The organism is Leifsonia sp. Y862, from assembly GCF_057669585.1.
Window position 1 is genome coordinate 206578 of record NZ_JBYHFR010000002.1, and the last position, 20875, is coordinate 227452.

Below are 20875 nucleotides of genomic sequence, written 5' to 3' on the forward strand. Positions count from 1 at the left end.
CGCCATGTTGACGGCCGACCAGCTCACCGCCTTTCTGCTCGACCTCAACGGTGCAGAAGAGACGTATCCGTTCGGCCCAGACGCGCGCGTGTTCAAGGTGGCCGGCAAGGTCTTCTCGATCGACAGCCCGGGGGCAGAGCACCGAACCATCACCCTCAAGGCGCTGCCGGAGAACGTGCCGCGGCTCATTCTGAGCGTCGACGGGATCGAACCTGGCTACCACATGAACAAGAAGCACTGGGTGACCGTGCGGCTCGACGGCTCTGTGCCAGACGATCACGTGCGTGAGCTGATCGCAGAGTCGCACGCCATCATCGTTGCCGCCCTGCCGCGGAGTATTCGGCTCGGGCTGCAGGGCTAGTTCGGCCTGCTAACTCGTCGCGCTGGCCGGATGCCCGACAGGCACGGGGTTCAGCACGACAGAGTCGAGGCCAGACAGGGTCGGACGCAGCGCGTCGGCCGCTGCATGTTCGATGGCGTGGAAATCGGTGACGGAGAGAGCGCTATCGGTCGTGACGGTGGCAGCGAGATGGAGGCGATGGCCGCTCCAGCGCAGGCGAACAGCGTTGACTCCCGCGACACCCGGCACCGTGAGCAGGGTCGCCTCTGCGCGATCCACGAGGGCTGGATCGACGCCATCGAGCAGGCGTCGCCCGATGTCACGGGCTGTGCCCCACAGCAGGACGACGATCGCCGCGGTGATCACCAGGCCGATGATCGGGTCTGCGAGCGGGAAACCGAGCCACACGCCGATGACGCCGATGACGACGGCCAGCGAGGTGAAGCCATCCGCTCTGGCGTGCATGCCATCGGCGACCAGCGCCGCCGACTTGATCTGGCGGCCAACCCGGATGCGGTAGATCGCGACGAGCTCGTTGCCTGCGAACCCGATCACTCCGGCGGCCAGCACCCAGCCGAGATTCGTGAGCGGCTGCGGGTTGAACAGGCGCACGATGGATTCGTAGCCGGCCAGCACGGCGGAGAAGGCGATCATCGCCACGATGAACAGGCCGGCGAGATCTTCTGCGCGGCCGAAGCCGTAGGTGTAGCGGCGCGAGGCCGCGCGCCTGCCGAGCACAAAGGCGATCCACAGGGGGATAGCGGTGAGGGCGTCGGAGAAATTGTGGATGGTGTCGGCCAGGAGGGCGACGGAGCCACTGGCCGCGAAGATGAGCAGCTGCAGGATCGCGGTGACGCCAAGCGCGAGCAGGCTGACCTTGACGGCGCGGATGCCGCGACTGCTTGACTCCATGGCGTCGTCGATCGAGTCTGCCGCGTCGTGGCTGTGCGGTACGAACAGGCCGTGGAAGAAGCCGCGGATGCCGGCGGGGTGAGTGTGCTGGTGTGTCTCGTGCTCGTGCTCGTGCTCGTGCTCGTGCTCGTGCTCGTGCTGATGTGTCGAGTGCTCGTGTTCGCCGTCGTGTCCATGCGTGTGCGGTGCAGTGCTCATGGTCGGCATCCGTCTCTTGAGAGGACTATGCGGGGTGATGGTGGCGGGGGATGCCGCCCAGTGAGTGCTCTGCCTGGAAGATGGCATCGGCCACGAGCTGGCTGACGTGCTCGTTGGCCAGCCGGTAGAAGACGCGGGTGCCCTCCTGGCGCGTGGTCACGATGCGGGCCAGCCGCATCTTCGCCAGGTGCTGGGAGACGGCAGCCGGTGACTTGCCGATGATGTCTGCCAGGTTGTTGACCGACATCTCGTCGTCGCGGAGGGCCAGGATGAGCCGAACCCGGGTGGCATCGGCAAGCATGGCGAACACGTCGACGGCCAGATCGACGTATTCATTGTCGATGAGAACATCCGCAGCCTGCGTATCTGCATTCATACGCAGATTATTGCACACGGGGCACACTGCTGTCCGGATACGGTGCTGTCCGGATTAGGGCGATGTGTGATCCCCTGGGATTACACTCGCTCAATGAACACTCCGCAGCACCGTATCCGGTCCGGGTTTGACGCGCACAGCACGGCGAGTGAGGTGCTCGACGGCATCGATCTCGCTGGCAAAGTGGCAATCGTCACCGGCGGCTACTCCGGTTTGGGACTCGAGACCGTCGCTGCGCTGACGGATGCCCGCGCCACCGTCATCGTGCCTGCCCGCCGCCCCGAGGTGGCCAGGGCTGCCCTCGACGCCCGCGGATTGACTGAGGTCGCCGTCGATGAGCTCGACCTCGCTGACCTTGATGGGGTGCGCGCCTTCGCGGAGCGGTTCCTCGCCACTGGCACAAGCCTCGACATCCTGATCAACAATGCAGCGATTATGGCGTCTCCCCAGGCGCGGGTAGGGGATGGCTGGGAATCGCAGTTCGCCATCAACTTCCTTGGGCACTACGTGCTCACAAACCTGCTGTGGCCGGCGCTCGCCGCGGGGACCGGTGCCCGGGTGGTGTCGCTGTCGTCGACGGGTCACAAGCTGTCCGGCATCCGCTTCGATGACCCGCAGTTCACCACGGGCTATGACAAATGGCTCGCTTATGGCCAGGCGAAGACCGCAGACAGCCTGCTCGCCGTGCAGCTTGACGCGCTCGGCGCCGAGTTCGGGGTGCGTGCCTTCGCCGTGCACCCTGGCGGGATCATGACAGAGCTCCAGCGTCACCTGCCGCGCGAAGAGATGGTCGCGGCCGGCTGGATGACAGAAGACGGCACGGTGAATGAACGGTTCAAATCACCGGAGCAGGGAGCGGCGACCTCTGTCTGGGCCGCCACCGCACCGATGCTCGCCGGGATGGGCGGCGTCTATTGCGAAGACTGCGACATTGCAGAGCTGACGGTGACCGGAAGTCCGGACGCCAGGGTCGCCGGCGTCAACGCCCACGCCATTGACACGGATGACGCGGCCAGGCTCTGGGAGTACGCGGCACAACTCACCGGAGTGAATGCGTTCGCTTAGACGCTCGTGCCGGTGCTGGCGCCAGCGCCGCTGCCGTCATTCTCACGCAACTCGGTGAGCGCCTTGATCAGCGCCGGAGCGTCGTATGGCCCGTGGTGACGTGTCTCGCCGATGAAGAAGGTTGGCGTCGAGTGCAGGTCCATGACCTCGGCATCCAGCACGTCGTCCTGCACGCGATTGATCACCCGTGCCGACCGCATGTCATCGATGAACGTGTCGACGTCGAGTCCGACGTCGGCGGCATGGCGCACGAGGTCATCGAACTCGAGGTCGTCCTGGTTCGCAAACAACACGGGAGCCAGTTCGAAGAACTTGCCGTGCAGGGCCGCAGCCTCGCTGGCCCTGGCCGATTCCGTCGCGTGCGGGTGCACCCGTTCAAGCGGCAGGTGGCGCCACACGTAGCGCAGCTCCGCGCCGAAGTGCGCACGCACCTCATCGATGGTTCCGGTTGCCCTGCTGCAGAACGGGCACTCGAAGTCGCCGTATTCCACGAGGGTGAGCGGGGCATCCGCTGGACCACGAATGTGATCCCTGGCCGGGTCGACGGGGCGAGCCAGGGTGCCGCCGATCGCCATGGGCGGGCGGACATGATCGACGATGCGAAACAGCGCCCACCCGAGGAAGAACGCGATGACGGATGCCGCGAGCACACCAACGCGGGCCTCATCCTGCAGCTCCGGATCGTCGATCGCAATGTCGACGATGAAGAGGGCGATGGTGAATCCGATGCCGGAGAGGGCAGCGCCACCAGCGATGCGACCGAGGTTCAGGCCGGGCGCCAGCTGCCCGAGCCCGAGTGCGCGGAGGCCGGCTGTGGCGCCGGCGATGCCGATGAACTTGCCGACCACGAGCCCGGCAACGATGCCCCAACTCAGCGGAGAGGTGAGCGCGGCGGCGAGGGTTGGGCCGTCGAGCCGCACCCCGGCGTTGGCGAGGGCGAAGATCGGGAGCACCAGGAACGTGACGTACGGCGCGTAGTCCGCCTGCAGCCTGTCATTGATCGAAAGCGAATCGCGGAGGCTGCGCGTCGCCGCCTGCGCGTAAGCCGGGTTCGGTGACTGCCGGAAGGCCGTCGCAAGCTCCAGCGAACGTTCGACGGCCCCGCGCCTGGGAGGGAAGACCGGGATGAGCAGGGCGACGGCCACACCGGCCAGCGTTGGATGGACGTGCGCCGCGTAGAGGGCGAACCACAGCGCGACAGCGAGGATCGTGTACGCCGGTCCGCTGCCGCCAGCGGGCAGATACCGCACCAGCGCGATGAGCACCAGCAGGCCGAGCGCCACGATCAGCGGCACGAGCCGAAGGTCATCCGTGTAGAAGATCGCGATGGCGCTGAGGGCACCGATGTCGTCGACGACAGCGAGCGTGAGCAGGAACACGCGCAGTCTGGCCGGGAACTTCGGGCCGACAATCGCCAGCGCGCCAACGAGGAACGCGGTGTCGGTGGAGATGACGACGCCCCAGGCGTGAGCATTCGCCCCCTGTGGATTGATGAGCAGAAAGATGCCGGCAGGCACGAGCAGTCCTGCGATGGCTGCAACCACGGGGACAAGCGCGCGCGACCGGTCGGTCAGCTCGCCGACGACAAACTCATGCTTCACCTCGAGTCCGACGGTGAAGAAGAAGAACGCCATCAACGCGTCATTGACGAGCCCGCGAAAGGTGAGTGCGACGCTGACGTCTCCCACGCGCAGGTCGATCGGCGCGCTCCAGAACTGCTGGTAGGTCTCAGCCCAGGCCGAATTCGCCCACACGACGGCGATGACGGTGAAGAGCAGGAGCAGGGCCGCGGCGGTCTTCTCGCTGTTGGCGATGCCGGTGCGCGACGGAAGGATGCGCCTGAGGCGCGGAAAGCGCGGCGGTTGGCGCCCTTCGGTCACAGCCGGCGTACTCACGTGTATGTCTCCCTCGCTTGCCATCTGACCGGTCAACGTCCGGCGCCGTTCAGCATTCTCGCTTGATCGAGGATTGCAGATGACGCGCGGAATGGGGAGTGGGGAGGCCATTCCCGGTCTGCCTCTTGCAAACGTGCCGATTTCCAGTAGCGTATGACGTCAGACGTTATACCATCACCCGCATAACGTCAGAAGCTGAACACAGCGATTCCCTAGTCACTATGTACGAGAGGCGCATCATGCTTGGAAACCTCACCGGATGGCACATGGTCATCATCCTGGCGATTGTCCTGCTTTTGTTCGGCGCACCCAAGCTCCCCGGCCTCGCCCGCAGCGTCGGCCAGTCGATGCGCATCTTCAAGAGCGAAGTGAAGACGCTGAAGGACGACGACGCAGCGGATGCCGCTGAGCCCGTCGTGCCGGCACCCGTCGCGCCGGCATCCGTCGTGTCGTCACACGTAACCACCACGCAGTCCTAACCCACTGTGGCCACCCTGACGCGTGAGAAGGCTGACCGCGACAAGAAGATGTCGCTCGGAAGCCATCTCATCGAGTTTCGGAAGCGGCTCGTACGGGCCGCCATTGGAATCGTGCTGGGCGCCGTCGTGGGGTGGATGGCCTCCGAGTTCGTGCTTGAGGCGCTCCGCGTGCCGATTGGGCGGATCGCTGAGGCCCAGGGCCGCACCTCTGAGCTGAACTTCACCACGATCTCTGAAGCATTCGACCTGCGCATGCAGATCGCGATCACCGTCGGCATCGTCATCTCGTCACCGATCTGGCTCTACCAAATCTGGGCATTCTTCGTGCCGGGTCTGAAGCGCAGGGAGAAGCAGTTCGCGATCGCCTTCGTGGCCTCCGCGGTACCGCTGTTCCTGGCTGGGTGTGCCGCCGGCTGGTTCGTACTGCCCAATATGGTCGCACTGCTGACCTCATTCGCACCGTCGGACTCCGCCGCGATCATCAGCGCGAAGGGGTACTACGACTTCGTGCTGAAGCTCGTGGTCGCCATTGGTATCGCCTTTGTGTTGCCGGTGTTCCTGGTGCTGCTGAACTTCGCCGGGGTACTGAGTGCGAAATCGATCCTCAGTTCCTGGCGCATCGCGATCCTCGTCGTGATCATCTTCACGGCCATCGCCACTCCCGCCGCTGACGTGATGTCGATGTTCATGCTCGCTGTCCCGATGATCTGCCTGTACTTCGTCGCCGCCTTCATTGCATGGATCCACGACAGGCGCGTGCGGAAGATCTCCGAGCGGATCGACGCAGAACTGGCCGGCATCCTGTGACTGCAACAGAGACCGGCCTGCCAAAGAAAGGTGCGGTACTGCCATGTTCGGATTGACGTTCGAGAAGGTCATCCTCATCGTGATCATCGCGGCCTTCCTGATCGGTCCAGAGCGGATCCCGCACTACGCGGCCATGCTCGGACGCTTCGTCCGCAAGGCGAAGGAGATGGCCAGTGGCGCCAAGGAGCGCCTGCGGGATGAGATGGGCCCTGAGTTCGACGAGGTCGACTGGAAGAAGCTGAACCCGGCCCAGTACGACCCGCGGCGCATCATTCGCGACGCCTTGCTGGATGACGAGCAGCCGACACCGCGGGTGACCAGGTCTCAGGCATCCGTCGCCTCTCGGGTCACAGACGTGCAGTAGTATGACGTCATACGTCCTCGTGTCGACCTCGCTCTCGACCTCGCTGTCGACCTCGTCATCGACGGGCACCGCCCTGTTCCGAAAGGCCCATTCTCGTGAAGATCGCACGCACCACCACCCCTGGCCTCGTCGTCGGAATCGGCCACAACGCTGACCCGGATGCCACTCTTCCCATCCAGGCCTGGCTCAAGTCGGTGCGCACCGTCGGGGCCGACGGTGATGAGATCGTGCTGCAGCCCGATGCCGGCACCGTGGTGGTCGAGGGCGAACTGGCCGTCGTCATCGGGACAACGGCGTCGCGCCTCACCGTCGACAACGCGCTGGAGCACGTGCTCGGCTACACGATCGTGAACGACGTCACGAGCGGCGACCGCAACGCGATCGACAACAAGAACTTCGAGAGCAAGTCGGGCATCAACTACACCCCGCTCGGCTCCTGGATCGAGACAGAGATCGCCGACCCTGAGAACGTCGAGATCATCGTCGAGGTCAACGGGGAGATCGTCGCCAGCTCCGGCACCTTCAACCTGCCGTCGAGGGTCGTCGAGACCCTCGTGTACGTCACCCGCTGGATGACGCTGGAGCCCGGCGACGTTGTCATGACCGGCTCGCCGAACACGGCAGCCGTCGTTACGTCTGGCGACACGGTCGCCATCACGATCCCCGAGATCGGCACGTTGCGCAACACGGTTCGCTAGGCGCTCGCTCCGCACTCACCGACGTACGAAAGGGCACTGCCATGCTGTTAGATCTGCCGGAATCCGAGCTGCGCGACTACCGCAGCGCGCAGGTTGATCCGTCTGACTTCGACGCGTTCTGGGCGGAGACTCTTGCCTCGTCGAGGCGCTTCCCGCTCGACATCGAGCTGACCCGCGTTGACGCAGGCCTTGCGACACTCGACGTCTACGACCTCACGTTCTCTGGCTACGAGGGTGAGCGGATCAAGGCATGGCTCCGGGTGCCGGCCGGCACAACGGATGCCATCCCCACCATCGTGCAATTCCACGGCTACGGCCGCGGCAGAGGTGACGCGATTGAGAACCTGCTCTGGGCATCCGCTGGATACGCCCACGTTGAGCTCGACACCCGCGGCCAGGCGTGGAGCGGATCGCGGGGGAGCACCCCAGACCTGGCGGGCTCAGGGCCGCAGGTTCCCGGGTTCCTCACCCGCGGAATCGAGTCGCGGGAGACCTACTATTACCGGCGCCTGATCGTGGATGCAGTGCGTCTGGTCGACGCCGTCGCAGAGCTGGCGTTCACCGACGCGGCACGCACCATGGTCACCGGTATCAGCCAGGGCGGTGGACTCGCGCTTGCTGTCGGCGGGCTCGTGCCAGGCCTCCGCGCGGTCGCGGCGCTGGTGCCATTTCTCTGCGACTTCCCGCGCGCGATCATGATCACCGACAGGGACCCGTACAAGGAGATCGCCAACTACCTGTCCTGGTACAGGGACAGGACGGATGCCGTGCTTGACACCCTGTCGTACTTCGACGGGGTCAATTTCATCACCCGCGCCACGGCGCCCGTGACGCTCTCGGCGGCGCTGATGGACCCGATCTGCCCACCCTCAACCGTGTTCGGCGCCTACAACGCCTACGCGGGCCAGAAGGAGATTGCGGTCTGGGCCTTCAACGGCCATGAAGGCGGCGGGGTCGACGACCTGCAGCTGGTGCTCGACGTCGCGCGTCGGGAAATCGCAGCGGGCTAGCTGCCGGCGCTTTGCCGCGCCACTTTTTCCAGGGATCGGCGGAGCGGCTGGTAGTGAGCGACGACAGCCTCTTTGTAGGCGTCGAGGTCGCCGGCAATCGCAGCGTCGAGCATGGCGCCATGAGCGCGTGCCGTGTCATCGATGTCCGCCGCCGGCGCGATGCCGAGCTTTGGGTAGAGCACGGTGTTGATCTCCCAGAATGCCGTCACAAGCTGTCCGACCAGGGTGTTGTCGAGGTAATCGAGCAGGCGGGTGTGGAAGGCCAGGTCTTCTTCGGCGAAGCTGGTGCCAGTCTCAGATTTGGTCACCATCGTCGACACGAGGTCCTTCAGGACCTCGTCGGAGTTGCCGTGCAGTGCCGCGATGATCTGGGGTGCCATGACGAGGTCGAGAGCCTCTCGCACCTCGATGACCTCACGGAGGGCAGCGAAGTCGTCCTGTGGACGGAGTACGCCGCGAAAGACGAGTCCTTCGACGAGGGGAGCGAGTGAGAGCTGCCCGACATAGGTTCCGTAGCCGTGCTTCACTTCCACGATGTCGAGTGCGGCAAGAGTCCGGATGGCCTCGCGGACGCTCGATCGGCTTACGCCCAGTTCAGCGCAGATTTCTGCCTCTGTCGGCATCAGGTCGCCGGACTTCAGACCCTTGGTCAGAATGAAGTCTTTTATCTGGTCGGTCACGGAGCTGCGTTTCCGGGATGTTTCGGAGGTGAAAACTCCTGTTTTCGAGATGTTCATAGTGGCAACCCCCGCTTGACCTTTCACTCGAGTATGTATAGCTTTCAATTTAGCACGTAGGACGTCTGACGTCCGATTTAGCTTTCCGAATCTTAACGAGAGGCAATCCGATGCTCCAAGAAGCACTTCAGGGGAAGACTAGCCGTCGCGTCTTCCTTCAGGCCGCAGGCGCCATGGGTTTGGTGGCAACTCTTGCCGCCTGCAGTGGCCCAGCGTCGACGAACAGCGTTGCAGCGCCCAGCGACGCCGGCACCAGCATTGACAAGAACGGCACCATTGAGGCGGGTATCTCCTACGCGCTTTCCACCGGCTTTGACCCGATGACGACCACCGGCGCTGTTGCCGTGGCCGCCAACTGGCACGTACTCGAAGGCCTCGTCGAACTCGACCCCGTCACGCGTGAGGTTTACGCGGCACTGGCCGGCGAGCTTCCGACCGTCAAGGGAAAGACCGTCACCGCAACGTTGCGCGACGGCGCGGTCTTCCACGATGGCACTCCGGTAACGGCAGACGACGTCGTCTTCTCCTTCCAGCGCGTGCTCGACCCGGCAAACGCATCGCTGTACCTGACCTTCCTGCCGTTCATCGAGTCGATCTCCAAGGTCGACGAGACCACGGTCGAGATCACGCTCAAGCAGGAGACCGCCCTGGCCCTCGAGCGCATCTCCGTCGTCAAGGTCGTACCCAAGGCACTGGTCGAAGCCGACAAGGTCGCCTTCGACTCCCTGCCGACCGGTACAGGCCCGTACAAGATGCTGTCGGCCGTCAAGGACGACAAGATCACGTTCGAGCGCTTCGACGACTACACCGGCTCACGCCCGGCACTGGCCGCGGCAATGACCTGGAACCTGCTCTCGGATGCCGCTGCTCGCGTCACCGCCGTGCAGTCCGGTCGTGTGCAGGCCATCGAAGACGTGCCGTACATCGACGTCGCCTCGCTGTCGAAGGACGTCAAGGTTGAGTCAGTGCAGTCGTTCGGTCAGCTGTTCATGATGTTCAACACCTCTGTGGCCCCGTTCGACGACAAGCGCGTTCGCCAGGCGTTCCGCTACGCGATCGACTACGACAAGCTCATCAACACGGGCATGCTTGGCCAGGCCACCGCGGCCACCAGCTACCTGCAGAAGGAGCACCCGTCGTACCAGAAGGCCAAGACGACCTACACGTACGACCTGGCCAAGGCCAAGAAGCTGCTGGCCGCTGCCGGCGTCGACGGCCTGTCGATCACCCTGCTGGCGACCGACACCAGCTGGGTGAAGGACGTTCTGCCGCTGATCAAGGAAGACCTTGACGCCGCCGGCATTGCGACCACGATCGACAGCAACCAGTCTGGCGCGCAGTACAAGATCGTTGACGAGGGCAACTACACCGTCATGGTCGCTCCCGGCGACCCGTCGGTGTTCGGCAACGACGCTGACCTGCTGCTGCGCTGGTGGTACGGCGCTGCGACGGTCTGGCCGTCCAAGCGTTACCGCTGGGCCGAATCAGCTGAGTTCAAGACGCTGACCGGTTACCTCGATGACGCGATGGCCACCTCTGACGCCGACGAGCAGAAGAAGCTGTGGGGCAAGGCATTCAACCTCATCGCTGAGGAGTGCCCTGTCTACCCGCTCGTGCACAGGAAGCTGCCGACCGCCTGGAACGAGGACGCCGTCTCCGGCTTCTCGCCGGTGTCGTTCACCGGTCTGTCCTTCCTCGACGTCGCACGCACGGCGTAGTAATCCAAACGGGGCCGGCTGTGTGGCCGGCCCCCTCTTTTCTTCTTTGAGGAGACAATTGTGACCGCCCTTCTCAGGCTCATGGCCCGACGAATCGCCGTGCTCCCGATTATGATCCTGGGCATCACAGCCCTCGTCTTTTTCGTTATGCAACTCGCGCCGGGAGATCCGGCTATCAACGCTCTTGGTGAGAGCTCATCAGAGGCCGCCCGTGAGGCGTATCGCGACGACGCGGGTCTCAACGATCCGCTCATCGTTCGTTACGTCACCTTCCTGGCCAACCTCGTCCAGGGAAACCTGGGCGTCACCGTTCCGCCGGCGAGCCAGGTGACCACCCTCATCGGCTCAGCTTTCCCGCTGACCGTGCAGCTGACCATGCTCGGTCTGCTGATCGCCGTTATCCTCTCGCTCACGCTTGGTGTGACCGCAGCGCTGTACCGCGACCGCTGGCCAGACCAGATCATTCGCGTGGTCTCCATCGCCGGAATCGCCGTGCCGTCCTTCTGGCTCGCGATCCTGCTCATCCAGAACTTCGCACTGGGCCTCGGCTGGTTCCCGACCGGCGGCTACGTGAACATCACGGATTCGTTCAGCGGATGGTTCGGCACCATGATCCTGCCGGCCATCTCTCTCGGTATCCCCGTCGCAGCATCCCTCACCCGTGTTGTGCGCACCTCGATGGTCGAAGAGCTTGACCGCGACTACGTGCGAACCGCCATCGGCAGCGGCTTGCCGCGCAGCGTCGTCGTGAGCCGCAACGTGTTGCGCAACGCGCTCATCACCCCCGTGACGGTGCTCGGCCTGCGCGTCGGCTACCTCATCGGTGGCGCCGTCGTCATCGAGGTCATCTTCGACCTGCCTGGAATGGGCAAGCTCATCCTCAACGGCGTGACGAACAACGACATCAACCTGGTGCAGGGCGTGACCCTGACCGTTGCCCTCGCATTTGTGATCGTCAACATCATCGTCGACATGCTGTACCTGCTCATCAACCCACGAATTCGGACGGTGTAACGATGCGTCGATCACTCAGCGACCGCTTGAGCGTCCCTGCCCAGCGCTTCGGCGCCATGCCCATCGGCTCGAAGATTGCCCTTGCCTTCTTCTGCCTCATCGTCCTCGTGGCGATCTTCGCCTCACTCATCGCCCCGTTCGATCCGCTCAAATCGGGGATTCCGGCCCAGCCGCCCTCGTGGGAGCACCTGTTCGGAACCGACCGCAATGGCCGCGACATCTTCTCCCGCTTGTTGTATGGAGCCAGGTACTCGCTCGCCATCGGCCTCGGCGCGACGTCGCTTGCACTGATCGCCGGAGCGATCATCGGCTCGATCGCGGCAACCGCCTCACGGTGGGTGAGCGAAACCATCATGCGGATCCTCGACATCATCATGTCGTTCCCCGGTATCGCACTGGCGATCGTCTTCGTTGCCGTCTTCGGTAAAGACCTGCCGATCCTCATCTGCACGATCGCGTTCCTCTACGTTCCGCAGATCGCACGCATCGTGCGGGCCAACGTCATGGCGCAGTTCGGCGAAGACTATGTCTCGGCAGAGCGCGTGATGGGTGCCAGGCTCCCGCACATCCTCATCTGGCACGTCGCCCGCAACTGTGCGGCCCCCATCATGGTGTTCGTCACGGTGCTCGTGGCCGACGCGATCGTCTTCGAGGCCAGCCTCTCCTTCATTGGCGCCGGCGTGCAGGATCCAGCACCCTCATGGGGCAACATCATCTCCTCCGGCCGCAACCTACTGCTGAGCGGTGGCTGGTGGGCAACGTTCTTCCCCGGCATGCTCATCCTGTTCACGGTGCTGTCGCTGAACATCCTCGCCGAGGGCCTCACCGACGCGCTGGTGAAGCCGGCCGCGAAGAACTCCAAGGCCGTCGCCGCCGTGTCTCTGGCCGACAGCGCCACCGACGAGATCGTGTCGCCGGTGCAGCTCGCCGCGGCATCCGTTCCGCTCGAGGTGCACCTGGCCCAGCTGCGGGCCATCGAGCTCAGCCGCACCGACCGCCTCGTGTACACCGGCGATGCTGCTCCGCTGCTCGAGGTGAAGAACCTCAGCATCCGCTTCCCGAAGCGACACGGTGACATCGCCGTCGTCGACAACGTGAGCTTCTCTGTTCGCCCAGAAGAAACGATGGCGCTGGTCGGCGAGTCCGGCTGCGGCAAGAGCATCACCAGCCTGGCCATCATGGGCCTGCTGCCTGACACGGCTGAGATCACGGGCCAGATCCTCTTCGAGGGTCGCGACCTGCTGACCATGCCGAAGAAGGAACGCCAGGCACTCCTCGGACATGAGATGGCCATGGTCTACCAGGATGCCCTGAGCTCGCTCAACCCGTCGATGCTGGTGCGTACCCAGCTCGGCCAGCTCATCAAGCGCGGCGGTACCCGCAGCGCTGTCGAACTGCTCGAACTCGTGGGCCTCGATCCGGAGCGCACCCTGAAGAGCTACCCGCACGAGTTGTCTGGCGGACAGCGCCAGCGCGTGTTGATCGCCATGGCACTCACCCGCGACCCGAAGCTCATCGTCGCCGACGAGCCGACAACGGCCCTCGACGTGACGGTGCAGGCGCAGGTCATCGACCTGCTCAACGACCTTCGCGAGAAGCTCGGCTTCGCCATGGTGTTCGTCAGCCACGACCTCGCGCTGGTCGCTGAGCTCGCTCACCGCATCACGGTGATGTACGCCGGCCAGGTGGTGGAATCCGCGCCGACGACACAGCTGCTGACGAGCCCGCGCCACGAGTACACGCGTGGCCTGCTCGGCTCGGTGTTGTCGATCGAAGACGGCGCGACCCGCCTGCACCAGATTCCGGGCACCGTCCCGTCGCCGCGTGACTTTGCCACCGGCGACCGGTTTGCCCCTCGATCGCTGTCCGGCGATGCCGTGCGAGCCGAACGTCCAGAACTTCGGGCGATCCCCGGAACGGTGCACTTTGTGTCCACCCACGACGATGCCCTCCTGGCACCGGATGAAGAACTGGAGACCGCACGATGACCACCAGCAGCGAAATCCTGCGGCTCGACGACATCCACGTCATCCACACCGCACGCACCGGAACCCTGTTCAAGCGCGACAAGGTGCACGCGGTCAACAGCGTGAGCCTCACGCTGAACCGCGGCGAGACCATCGGCATTGTGGGGGAGTCCGGCTGCGGAAAGTCGACCCTCGCCCGCGTGATGGTTGGCCTCCAGGCGCCGACAAGCGGAACCGTGTCGTTCAAGGGCAACAACATTGTCAAGCGCGACCACGCAACCGCCACGGCGTATGGCAAGTCGGTGTCGATCATCTTCCAGGACCCGTCCACAGCCCTGAACGCCCGCATGACCGTGCACGACGTGCTGATGGACCCGCTCAAGGTGCACGGCATCGGTACGCCGGCGCAGCGTGAGTCCCGCGTGCGGGAGCTGCTCCACCTCGTCGGGCTGCCGGCGTCGACGAGCGAGGTCTTTCCCGGCCAGGTGTCCGGCGGACAGCGCCAGCGCGTTGCCATCGCCAGGGCGCTCACCCTCGCCCCCGACATCATCGTCGCCGACGAACCGACAAGTGCGCTTGATGTGTCGGTTCGTGCCCAGATCCTCAACCTGTTGAGCGACCTGAAGACGAGCCTCAACCTCGGGATGGCCTTTATCTCCCACGACATCCAGACGGTGCGTTACGTGTCTGATCGCATTGTCGTCATGAAGTCAGGTCGCGTGGTTGAAGAAGGCCCTGCTGAGCAGGTCTTCTCGAATCCGACCGATCCATACACCCGCACGCTTCTCGGTGCGGCCCCCAGCCTTCTCGTCCATAACTAACAGAATTCAGGAGCTAAATTCCATGTCTGCACCCACTTTCGGCGGAGTCGTCCCACCCGTAGTCACGCCACTCACGGCTGACGGCGCCATCGATCTCGTATCCTTCGAGCGTCTCGTCAACCACCTCATTGACGGCGGCGTTGACGGTCTCTTCGTGCTGGGCTCCTCAGGCGAGGTCGCATTCCTGTCCGACGCCGACCGCGTTGTCATCATGCGCGAGAGCGTGCGCATCGCCGCCGGCCGCGTCAAGATCATGGCCGGCGTCAACGACATGACCCCCGCCCGCGTCATCGGCCAGATCCGCCTGGCCGAAGAAGCCGGCGTCGACGCTATCGTTGCGACGGCTCCGTTCTACACGCTGCCGAACCAGGCGGAGATCGAGGCGCACTTCCGCCTGATCGCGGCCTCGACCGTGCTGCCGATCTTCGCGTACGACGTTCCGGTGCGCGTGCACAACAAGCTCGGTCACGAGATGCTCGTGCGCCTCGGCACCGAGGGCGTCATCGCGGGTGTCAAGGATTCCAGCGGCGACGACGTCGGATTCCGCCGCCTCGTCATGGCGAACCGCGCAGCCGGCAGCCCGCTGGTCGTGTTCACCGGCCACGAACTCGTCGTTGACGGTGCTCTGCTCCTCGGCGCAGACGGCGTTGTCCCCGGCCTCGGCAACGTCGACCCGAAGCGCTACGTCGACCTCTTCGCCGCGTCGAAGGCCGGCGACTGGGATGCCGTGCGTCGCATCCAGGATGAGCTGGCAGAGCTGTTCGAGATCGTCTTCCAGGCGTCCGGCGTCAGCGGCGAAGCAGCGGGCCTCGGCGCGTTCAAGACCGCCCTTGCTCACCAGGGCATCATCTCGACGAACCGCATGTCGCCTCCCGTTCCCGCCCTCACCGGCGAGACCGTCGAGCGCATCCAGTCGATCGTCGACCGCGCGGGCCTCTTGGTGCGATGACCTTCACAATCGGCGTCGATCTCGGCGGGACCAAGACGGCGGCAGGACTCGTCGATATGGCCGGCACCGTCATCCGTCGGGTGTCGGCTCCAACGCCTGCGGCATCCGGTGCTGAGGCCGTGCTGCAGACGATCGTCGATCTCGCATCGAGTCTCATCGATTCCGCACCCGGCGCCGCAATCGCCGGCTGCGGAATTGGTGCGGCCGGCGTGATCGACCCGGTCAGCCGCTCTGTGCGGGCAGCGACGAACTCGCTGCCCGGCTGGGCAGGCACGCTGCTCGGAGACGAGATCGAACGCCGACTTGGCATGCCGGTTGCCACCGTCAACGACGTGCATGCGCACGCGATCGGCGAGGCGATCCTGGGTGCAGGGCGCGGTGAGCCCACCGTGCTCGTCATCGCCGCGGGCACCGGGATCGGCGGCGCGCTCATCGTGGATGGCGTGTTGCAGTCCGGCCGCCATGGTGCGGCAGGCCACTACGGCCATGTTCCGGCCGAAGAGGCCATCGGCATCGCCTGCTCGTGTGGAGGGGTCGGCCACCTCGAAGCCATCGCATCCGGCCCTGCCATCCTTGAGGCGTACATTCGTCGGGGCGGCGGAACCGTTGCCGGTCCTGTCACTGACACTCGCGACGTCTTCGCCAGGGCTGACGCCGGCAACGCGGTGGCCGCGGATGTCATCACCATCGCGGCAACGGCACTGGGCCGCGTGATCGGCGGCCTCATCAACAGCCTCGACCCCGACGTCGTCATCGTCGGCGGCGGTCTTGCCGCCGCAGGGCCGCGCTGGTGGGATGTGGTCGTGGACAACGCACGCGCCGAAGCCATGGGGCTCCTGTCCGACTGCCGCATCGTGCCGACAGCGCTGGGCGCTGACTCGGCGATCGTCGGTGCCGCTTCACTTATCACGGCAGCGGATGCCTACCCCGTCGTTGCCGCACCCCTCACCATCGTGAATGGACTTTCCGAATGACTCTGCAGAACCTCGCCGCCCTCGAAGGCGGCCTCATCGTCTCGTGCCAGGCCTACCCGGATGAGCCCATGCGCCACCCGGAGACCATGACGCAGATCGCGGAGGCTGCCGTGCGCGGCGGTGCCGTGGGAATCCGCGCGCAGGGGATTGACGACATCCGCTTGATTCACGAGCGTGTCTCGCTGCCACAGATCGGCCTGTGGAAAGACGGGGACGACCCCGTGTTCATCACCCCGACGCTTGAGCATGCGCTGGCCGTCGTCGCCGCCGGTGCGGAGATCGTCGCGATCGACGGCACCCGCCGTCCGCGACCTGACGGGCTGACCCTGGCCGAGACCATCGCCCGCCTGCACGCGGAGACGACCGCACTTGTCATGGCGGATGTCGGCTCAGTGGCAGACGGAATCGCCGCCTATGAGGCCGGAGCCGACTGTGTCGGTACGACCCTCTGCGGCTATACGGGCGAGCGCCCGAAGACCGATGGGCCAGACCTCGAGGTGTTGCGGGAACTCGCCGCCGCCCTGCCGATCCCGGTGATCGCCGAGGGCCGCGTGCACACGCCGGCCCAGGCATCCGCATGCATCGACGCCGGAGCGTTCGCTGTGGTCGTTGGCACCGCGATCACGCACCCGACGACGATCACGACCTGGTTCGCGGCGTCTGTCGCGCGCTGACCCAGCTCTCCTCGACCGACGCTCTCCCCGTTTTCTGCGTCGGTTGAGGAGGATCATCTGTGCCGCGGGCTCGGCGGCACGTTCTGGTTGAGCCGGAAGACGTTGTGCGGATCCCATTCGGTTTTGATCCGCGCCAGACGCGCATAGTTCGGCCCGAACGATGAGCGGATGAGTTCATCGCCTTCTTCCTGCAGGCCGGCGAAGTTCAGATAGCCACTGCCGGTCGAGAACGGGTGGAGTGCGTCGACCAGTGCGCGAGCCCAGGCAATGTTTGCGGCATCAGCGCGCGATTCGGTCCAGTTCGCTTCGGCGTTGACCAGAAACGATGCCGGCGTTGCCGGCAGTGCGCCGTCGATCGGTCGGCGGGCTGCCCCAGAGAGGTGCATCACATCGATCGTGCTGAGGTCTGACACGGTGTTCGCGCCCGCCTGGGCCAGCAGGCCGAGTGCCGCGTCGTCGAGGCGATTCACGTGCAGGGATTTCCAGTAGTAGCGGTCTCCCTCCGGGTAGTCGTCGTCGAAGACCTGCTGCACCTCGGTGTACGGCATGACCGCTGAGGCATCACGCAGCGGGATGCCGAACTCGCGGAGCGGTTGGAGCAGCCGTTCACCGATGACCGGATCGCCCACGAAAACCCCGGCGAAGCCGATGAATGGGATGCCGGTCATCTCGGCCGAGAAGCCCTCTGCGTCAGCGGGGACAACGCCGAGGGATGCAGCCAGGCCGATCTCATCCGGGGCTCGAGAGCAGAACTCACGGAATGCCTTGAGCCCGCGAACACCGCCATCTCCGCGGGCATCGTGCATCACGGAGAGGAAGAAGACGGCTGGGCCGACCGGGTGCAGCCGAAAGATGAAACGGGTGACGACACCGACGTTCCCGCCGCCGCCGCGGAGCGCCCAGAGCAGATCGGGGTGATGCGCCTGGTGGGTGGTCACCACAGCGGAATCGGCGGTGACAAGCTCGGCACCGAGCAGGCTGGCGCAGCTGAGTCCGTACTTGTTGCGGATCCAGCCGTAGCCGCCGCCCAGGGTGAGTCCGCCGACGCCGGTGCGGGAAAAGACCCCTCCTGGCACGGCAAGACCGAATTGCTGGGTTGCGGCATCCACCTGGCCCCAGGTTGCGCCGCCGCCAACGGTCACCGTGCGATTGTCGGCATCGACGTGAACCTCGTTCATGGCGGCGAGGTCGATAACCAGGCCGCCGTCGACGGTGCCGTAGCCGGCAACGCTGTGGGCGCCGCCGCGCACGGCGACGGGAAAGCTGTTCGCCGTCGCGAACGCGATTCCCTGGCTCACGTCTGAGGTGGATGTGCACCGAAGGATGGCAGACGGATGCCGGTCGATCAGACCGTTCCACACCCGTCTGGCCTCGGTGTATCTCGGTTGGCCAGGGCGGATGAGTTCTCCGTCGATGCGCTGGCTCAGCAGAGAGAAATCGGGATTTGCCATCTCACACCCCCACGGGTTGGCGTGCACTCAACGTACTCGCGGCCCGTTGGCGGTTCAAGGGTTGCCACGCGAGGAGGCACCTGCGACGTCTGGTGCGCCAGACATCGCGGTGAGCGGATGCCTGTTGCTGTGGCATCCGCTCGGCTAGCGTCGGTGCTGTGACCACGCCAGCGCAGCCGAACCGTCCGCCCGCTCCGGCCGCTCCGGCCGCCCCCGCGCTGCCAACCGATGCGCGCTGGCCGCGAACGGGCAACTGGCCATCGCCGTCTGACGTGCCGGCCGGCGCACACATCGACCTCGCGCTGATCGGCCTGCCGGCCTGGCGCACTTCGCTCTCTCCGACGAATGCCGGTGCAACGCCGGATGCCGTTCGCGCGGTGCTGCCACGCTATTCAGGCGCGATCATGGCTGACCGCGGGCATCGGGGCGGCATCCGTTCGATCGACGATCTCACCATCGTGGATTTCGGGAACGTGCACGACCCAGATGGGGAGGCCGGGGAGGCGAGGGCCAGAAAGGCCGTCGGAGAGGCTGCGGCCTGGTCGGACGTGGTGGTCGCCATCGGCGGCGACAACTCGGTGACCGTCTCTGCGGCGCTCGGCACGTGGGGCACGCGGCTGCCGAGCGCTGGGCTCATCACGCTCGATGCCCACTACGACCTGCGCGACGGGATCAACAACGGCTCCCCGGTGCGACGACTGGTCGAGGCGGGGCTCGACGGGCGGCGCATCGTGCAGATCGGGATCGCCGACTTCGTGAACTCCCGGGAGTACGCCGATCGCGCGCGCGACTACGGCATCACGGTGGTCCATCGCGATGAGCTGCACCGGCGGCCGATGGCTGACGTGTTCGCCGAAGCGCTGGAGATCGCGGGGGCAGGCGGCGGACCGATTCACGTCGACCTCGATGTCGACGTGTGCGACCGCTCGGTGGCGCCCGGGTGCCCGGCGTCTGTGCCCGGCGGCATCTCGGCGTACGAGCTGCGCGTCGCGGCCAGGGCGGCAGGGGCCGACGCACGCGTGGAGTCCGTTGACCTGGCCGAGGTCGATGCGACAGCGGATGCCGCAGACGGACGAACGGTGCGACTGACAGCGCTGTGCGTGCTTGAGGTGGCGGCGGGGATCGCGCTGCGCTGAGTGGGATGGGTCACTGCCTGTTGCCCGCTGCCTGCTGCCCGCTAAACCCTGTTTGCTGCGCGCCGTTCGAAGCGCAGCTCGCCGCCCTTCCACACCCGGGAGACGAGCGGAACGCCCGGCCGGTAGGCGAGGTGAACGTAGCTCGGCGCGGTGAGTTCGACGAGGTCGGCGCGAGAGCCGGGGGAGAGTCGGCCGACGTCGGTGCGGCGGAGAGCCATGGCCCCGCCAGCCGTTGCAGCCCAGATGGCTTCTGCCGGCGTCATACCCATGTCGCGCACGGCCACCGCGATGCAGAACGCCATCGACGACGTGAAACTCGAGCCCGGGTTGCAGTCGCTGGCCAGCGCAACGGTGACGCCGGCATCGATCAATCGGCGGGCATCCGGATAGGGCTGCCTGGTCGAAAACTCGACGCCGGGCAGCAGCGTGGCCACGGTGTCGGATCCGGCTAGCGCTGCCACGTCGGCATCGGTCAGGTACGTGCAATGGTCAACGGATGCCGCCCCGCACTCGACAGCGAGTTGCACTCCGCCGCCCGGCCCCAGCTGGCTGGCGTGCACGCGGGGCTGGAGGCCGGCCCTGATGCCGGCCTCCAGCACGCGCCGGCTCTGTTCAACGGTGAAGGCACCCGTTTCGCAGAAGACATCGATCCACTTCGAGTGCGGTGCGCAGGCGTCCAGCATCTCGCCGACCACCAGGTCGACGTAGTCATCTGGGCGCCCCGCATACTCGGCGGGCACGACGTGCGCGCCGAGGAACGTGACCTCGTCGGTGACCATCGACGCCAGACGAACCAGTCGAGCCTCATCGGCGACGGACAATCCGTAGCCACTCTTGATCTCCACGGTGGTGGTGCCCTGCTCGAGCAGCTCATCCACGAAGCCGTGCAGGCGGGTCAGCAGCTCGGCATCGGTGGCGGCGCGGGTGGCCGCGACAGTCGAGCGGATGCCGCCCGCCTCATATGCCTGGCCGGACATACGTGCCTCGAACTCGGCGGCCCGATCGCCGCCGAACACCAGATGGGTGTGGCTGTCGACGAAGCCGGGAATCACGCACGCGCCGTGTGCGCTGGTGACTTCGGCGCTGGCGAGTGTTTCCGGCGAGATCGCTGCGCTGGTGTTGGAGCGGATGGCGGCGGCGGGGCCCACCCAGGTGACGATGCCGTTCTCGACCAGCAGTGCGGCATCCGTGATCTCGCCGGTCTGGCCAGATCCGCTGGCAGCGTCATTCGTGACGAGGAGGCCGATGTCGGTGAGGAGCAGGGCGGATGCTGTGGCAGGTGTCATGGCA

The 20875-nt window shown here is 65.5% G+C and carries 21 protein-coding genes; 15 read left to right on the forward strand and 6 right to left on the reverse strand.

What is annotated here, in order from left to right:
- The first annotated feature begins 4 nt into the window (after positions 1–4).
- Positions 5–361, forward strand: coding sequence for an MmcQ/YjbR family DNA-binding protein (locus AC25Z0_RS11160; RefSeq protein WP_488133263.1), 357 nt, complete (start codon positions 5–7; stop codon positions 359–361).
- Positions 362–370: 9 nt separating this feature from the next.
- Here the strand turns inward: AC25Z0_RS11160 and AC25Z0_RS11165 are convergent, their stop codons facing one another.
- Positions 371–1450, reverse strand: a complete 1080-nt coding sequence (locus AC25Z0_RS11165) for a cation diffusion facilitator family transporter (RefSeq protein ID WP_488133264.1) — start codon at positions 1448–1450, stop codon at positions 371–373.
- Positions 1451–1475: 25 nt separating this feature from the next.
- Positions 1476–1826 carry an ArsR/SmtB family transcription factor gene (locus AC25Z0_RS11170; RefSeq protein WP_488119726.1) on the reverse strand — a complete coding sequence of 117 codons (351 nt, stop codon included), beginning with the start codon at positions 1824–1826 and terminating at the stop codon, positions 1476–1478.
- Between the two features lie 93 nt (positions 1827–1919).
- On the opposite strand from AC25Z0_RS11170, the gene AC25Z0_RS11175 reads away from it, so the two are divergent.
- Positions 1920–2891 (forward strand): SDR family NAD(P)-dependent oxidoreductase, encoded by a 972-nt coding sequence (locus AC25Z0_RS11175; RefSeq protein WP_488133265.1) that lies wholly within the window; start codon positions 1920–1922, stop codon positions 2889–2891.
- On the opposite strand, the gene nhaA is transcribed toward AC25Z0_RS11175, so the two are convergent.
- Positions 2888–4786 (reverse strand): Na+/H+ antiporter NhaA, encoded by a 1899-nt coding sequence (gene nhaA / locus AC25Z0_RS11180; protein ID WP_488133266.1) that lies wholly within the window; start codon positions 4784–4786, stop codon positions 2888–2890. The two genes, AC25Z0_RS11175 and nhaA, sit on opposite strands and share 4 nt — an antisense overlap.
- Positions 4787–5025: 239 nt before the next feature.
- Between nhaA and tatA the strand changes: the two genes are divergently transcribed.
- From tatA to AC25Z0_RS11205, 5 genes are all read left to right on the forward strand, one after another.
- Positions 5026–5265 (forward strand): Sec-independent protein translocase subunit TatA, encoded by a 240-nt coding sequence (gene tatA / locus AC25Z0_RS11185; RefSeq protein ID WP_488119729.1) that lies wholly within the window; start codon positions 5026–5028, stop codon positions 5263–5265.
- 48 nt (positions 5266–5313) lie between these two features.
- The gene (gene tatC, locus AC25Z0_RS11190) at positions 5314–6072 is read left to right on the forward strand and encodes a twin-arginine translocase subunit TatC (RefSeq protein ID WP_488133629.1); all 759 of its coding nucleotides are present in this window, start codon (positions 5314–5316) and stop codon (positions 6070–6072) included.
- 43 nt (positions 6073–6115) lie between these two features.
- Positions 6116–6436 (forward strand): twin-arginine translocase TatA/TatE family subunit, encoded by a 321-nt coding sequence (locus AC25Z0_RS11195; protein ID WP_488133267.1) that lies wholly within the window; start codon positions 6116–6118, stop codon positions 6434–6436.
- A gap of 95 nt (positions 6437–6531) precedes the next feature.
- The gene (locus AC25Z0_RS11200; RefSeq protein WP_488119731.1) at positions 6532–7134 is read left to right on the forward strand and encodes a fumarylacetoacetate hydrolase family protein; all 603 of its coding nucleotides are present in this window, start codon (positions 6532–6534) and stop codon (positions 7132–7134) included.
- A 41-nt stretch (positions 7135–7175) separates the two neighbouring features.
- Positions 7176–8144 carry an acetylxylan esterase gene (locus tag AC25Z0_RS11205; RefSeq protein ID WP_488119732.1) on the forward strand — a complete coding sequence of 323 codons (969 nt, stop codon included), beginning with the start codon at positions 7176–7178 and terminating at the stop codon, positions 8142–8144.
- Here AC25Z0_RS11205 and AC25Z0_RS11210 read toward each other — a convergent pair.
- On the reverse strand, positions 8141–8824 hold the full coding sequence (locus AC25Z0_RS11210) for a FadR/GntR family transcriptional regulator (protein ID WP_488119733.1): 684 nt from the start codon (positions 8822–8824) through the stop codon (positions 8141–8143). The two genes, AC25Z0_RS11205 and AC25Z0_RS11210, sit on opposite strands and share 4 nt — an antisense overlap.
- Before the next feature lie 167 nt (positions 8825–8991).
- Between AC25Z0_RS11210 and AC25Z0_RS11215 the strand changes: the two genes are divergently transcribed.
- From AC25Z0_RS11215 to AC25Z0_RS11245, 7 genes are read left to right on the forward strand one after another with little or no spacing between them, the layout of a single operon-like run.
- Positions 8992–10599 (forward strand): ABC transporter substrate-binding protein, encoded by a 1608-nt coding sequence (locus tag AC25Z0_RS11215; protein ID WP_488133268.1) that lies wholly within the window; start codon positions 8992–8994, stop codon positions 10597–10599.
- Between the two features lie 60 nt (positions 10600–10659).
- Complete coding sequence (locus tag AC25Z0_RS11220; RefSeq protein ID WP_488133269.1) at positions 10660–11613, forward strand: ABC transporter permease; 954 nt, start codon at positions 10660–10662, stop codon at positions 11611–11613.
- Positions 11614–11615: 2 nt separating this feature from the next.
- Entirely contained in the window at positions 11616–13601 is a 1986-nt protein-coding gene (locus tag AC25Z0_RS11225; protein WP_488133270.1) for a dipeptide/oligopeptide/nickel ABC transporter permease/ATP-binding protein, read from the forward strand.
- A complete protein-coding gene (locus tag AC25Z0_RS11230) occupies positions 13598–14401 on the forward strand; it encodes an ABC transporter ATP-binding protein (protein WP_488133271.1) in 804 nt (267 codons plus the stop codon). The genes AC25Z0_RS11225 and AC25Z0_RS11230 overlap by 4 nt, the downstream gene beginning before the upstream one ends.
- A gap of 22 nt (positions 14402–14423) precedes the next feature.
- Positions 14424–15350: a dihydrodipicolinate synthase family protein gene (locus AC25Z0_RS11235; RefSeq protein WP_488119737.1), complete on the forward strand. Its 927-nt coding sequence runs from the start codon at positions 14424–14426 to the stop codon at positions 15348–15350.
- Positions 15347–16324 (forward strand): ROK family protein, encoded by a 978-nt coding sequence (locus tag AC25Z0_RS11240; protein WP_488133272.1) that lies wholly within the window; start codon positions 15347–15349, stop codon positions 16322–16324. Before AC25Z0_RS11235 ends, AC25Z0_RS11240 begins: the two co-directional genes overlap by 4 nt.
- Positions 16321–16998, forward strand: coding sequence for an N-acetylmannosamine-6-phosphate 2-epimerase (locus tag AC25Z0_RS11245; protein WP_488119739.1), 678 nt, complete (start codon positions 16321–16323; stop codon positions 16996–16998). The genes AC25Z0_RS11240 and AC25Z0_RS11245 overlap by 4 nt, the downstream gene beginning before the upstream one ends.
- A gap of 53 nt (positions 16999–17051) precedes the next feature.
- Here the strand turns inward: AC25Z0_RS11245 and AC25Z0_RS11250 are convergent, their stop codons facing one another.
- The gene (locus tag AC25Z0_RS11250) at positions 17052–18449 is read right to left on the reverse strand and encodes an FAD-binding oxidoreductase (protein ID WP_488133273.1); all 1398 of its coding nucleotides are present in this window, start codon (positions 18447–18449) and stop codon (positions 17052–17054) included.
- Between the two features lie 158 nt (positions 18450–18607).
- Here AC25Z0_RS11250 and AC25Z0_RS11255 point away from each other — a divergent pair, with 158 nt between their 5' ends.
- Positions 18608–19585, forward strand: coding sequence for an arginase family protein (locus AC25Z0_RS11255; RefSeq protein WP_488133274.1), 978 nt, complete (start codon positions 18608–18610; stop codon positions 19583–19585).
- 41 nt (positions 19586–19626) lie between these two features.
- Here AC25Z0_RS11255 and hutI read toward each other — a convergent pair whose 3' ends face one another.
- Positions 19627–20871: an imidazolonepropionase gene (gene hutI / locus AC25Z0_RS11260; protein ID WP_488133275.1), complete on the reverse strand. Its 1245-nt coding sequence runs from the start codon at positions 20869–20871 to the stop codon at positions 19627–19629.
- Between the last annotated feature and the right edge of the window lie 4 nt (positions 20872–20875).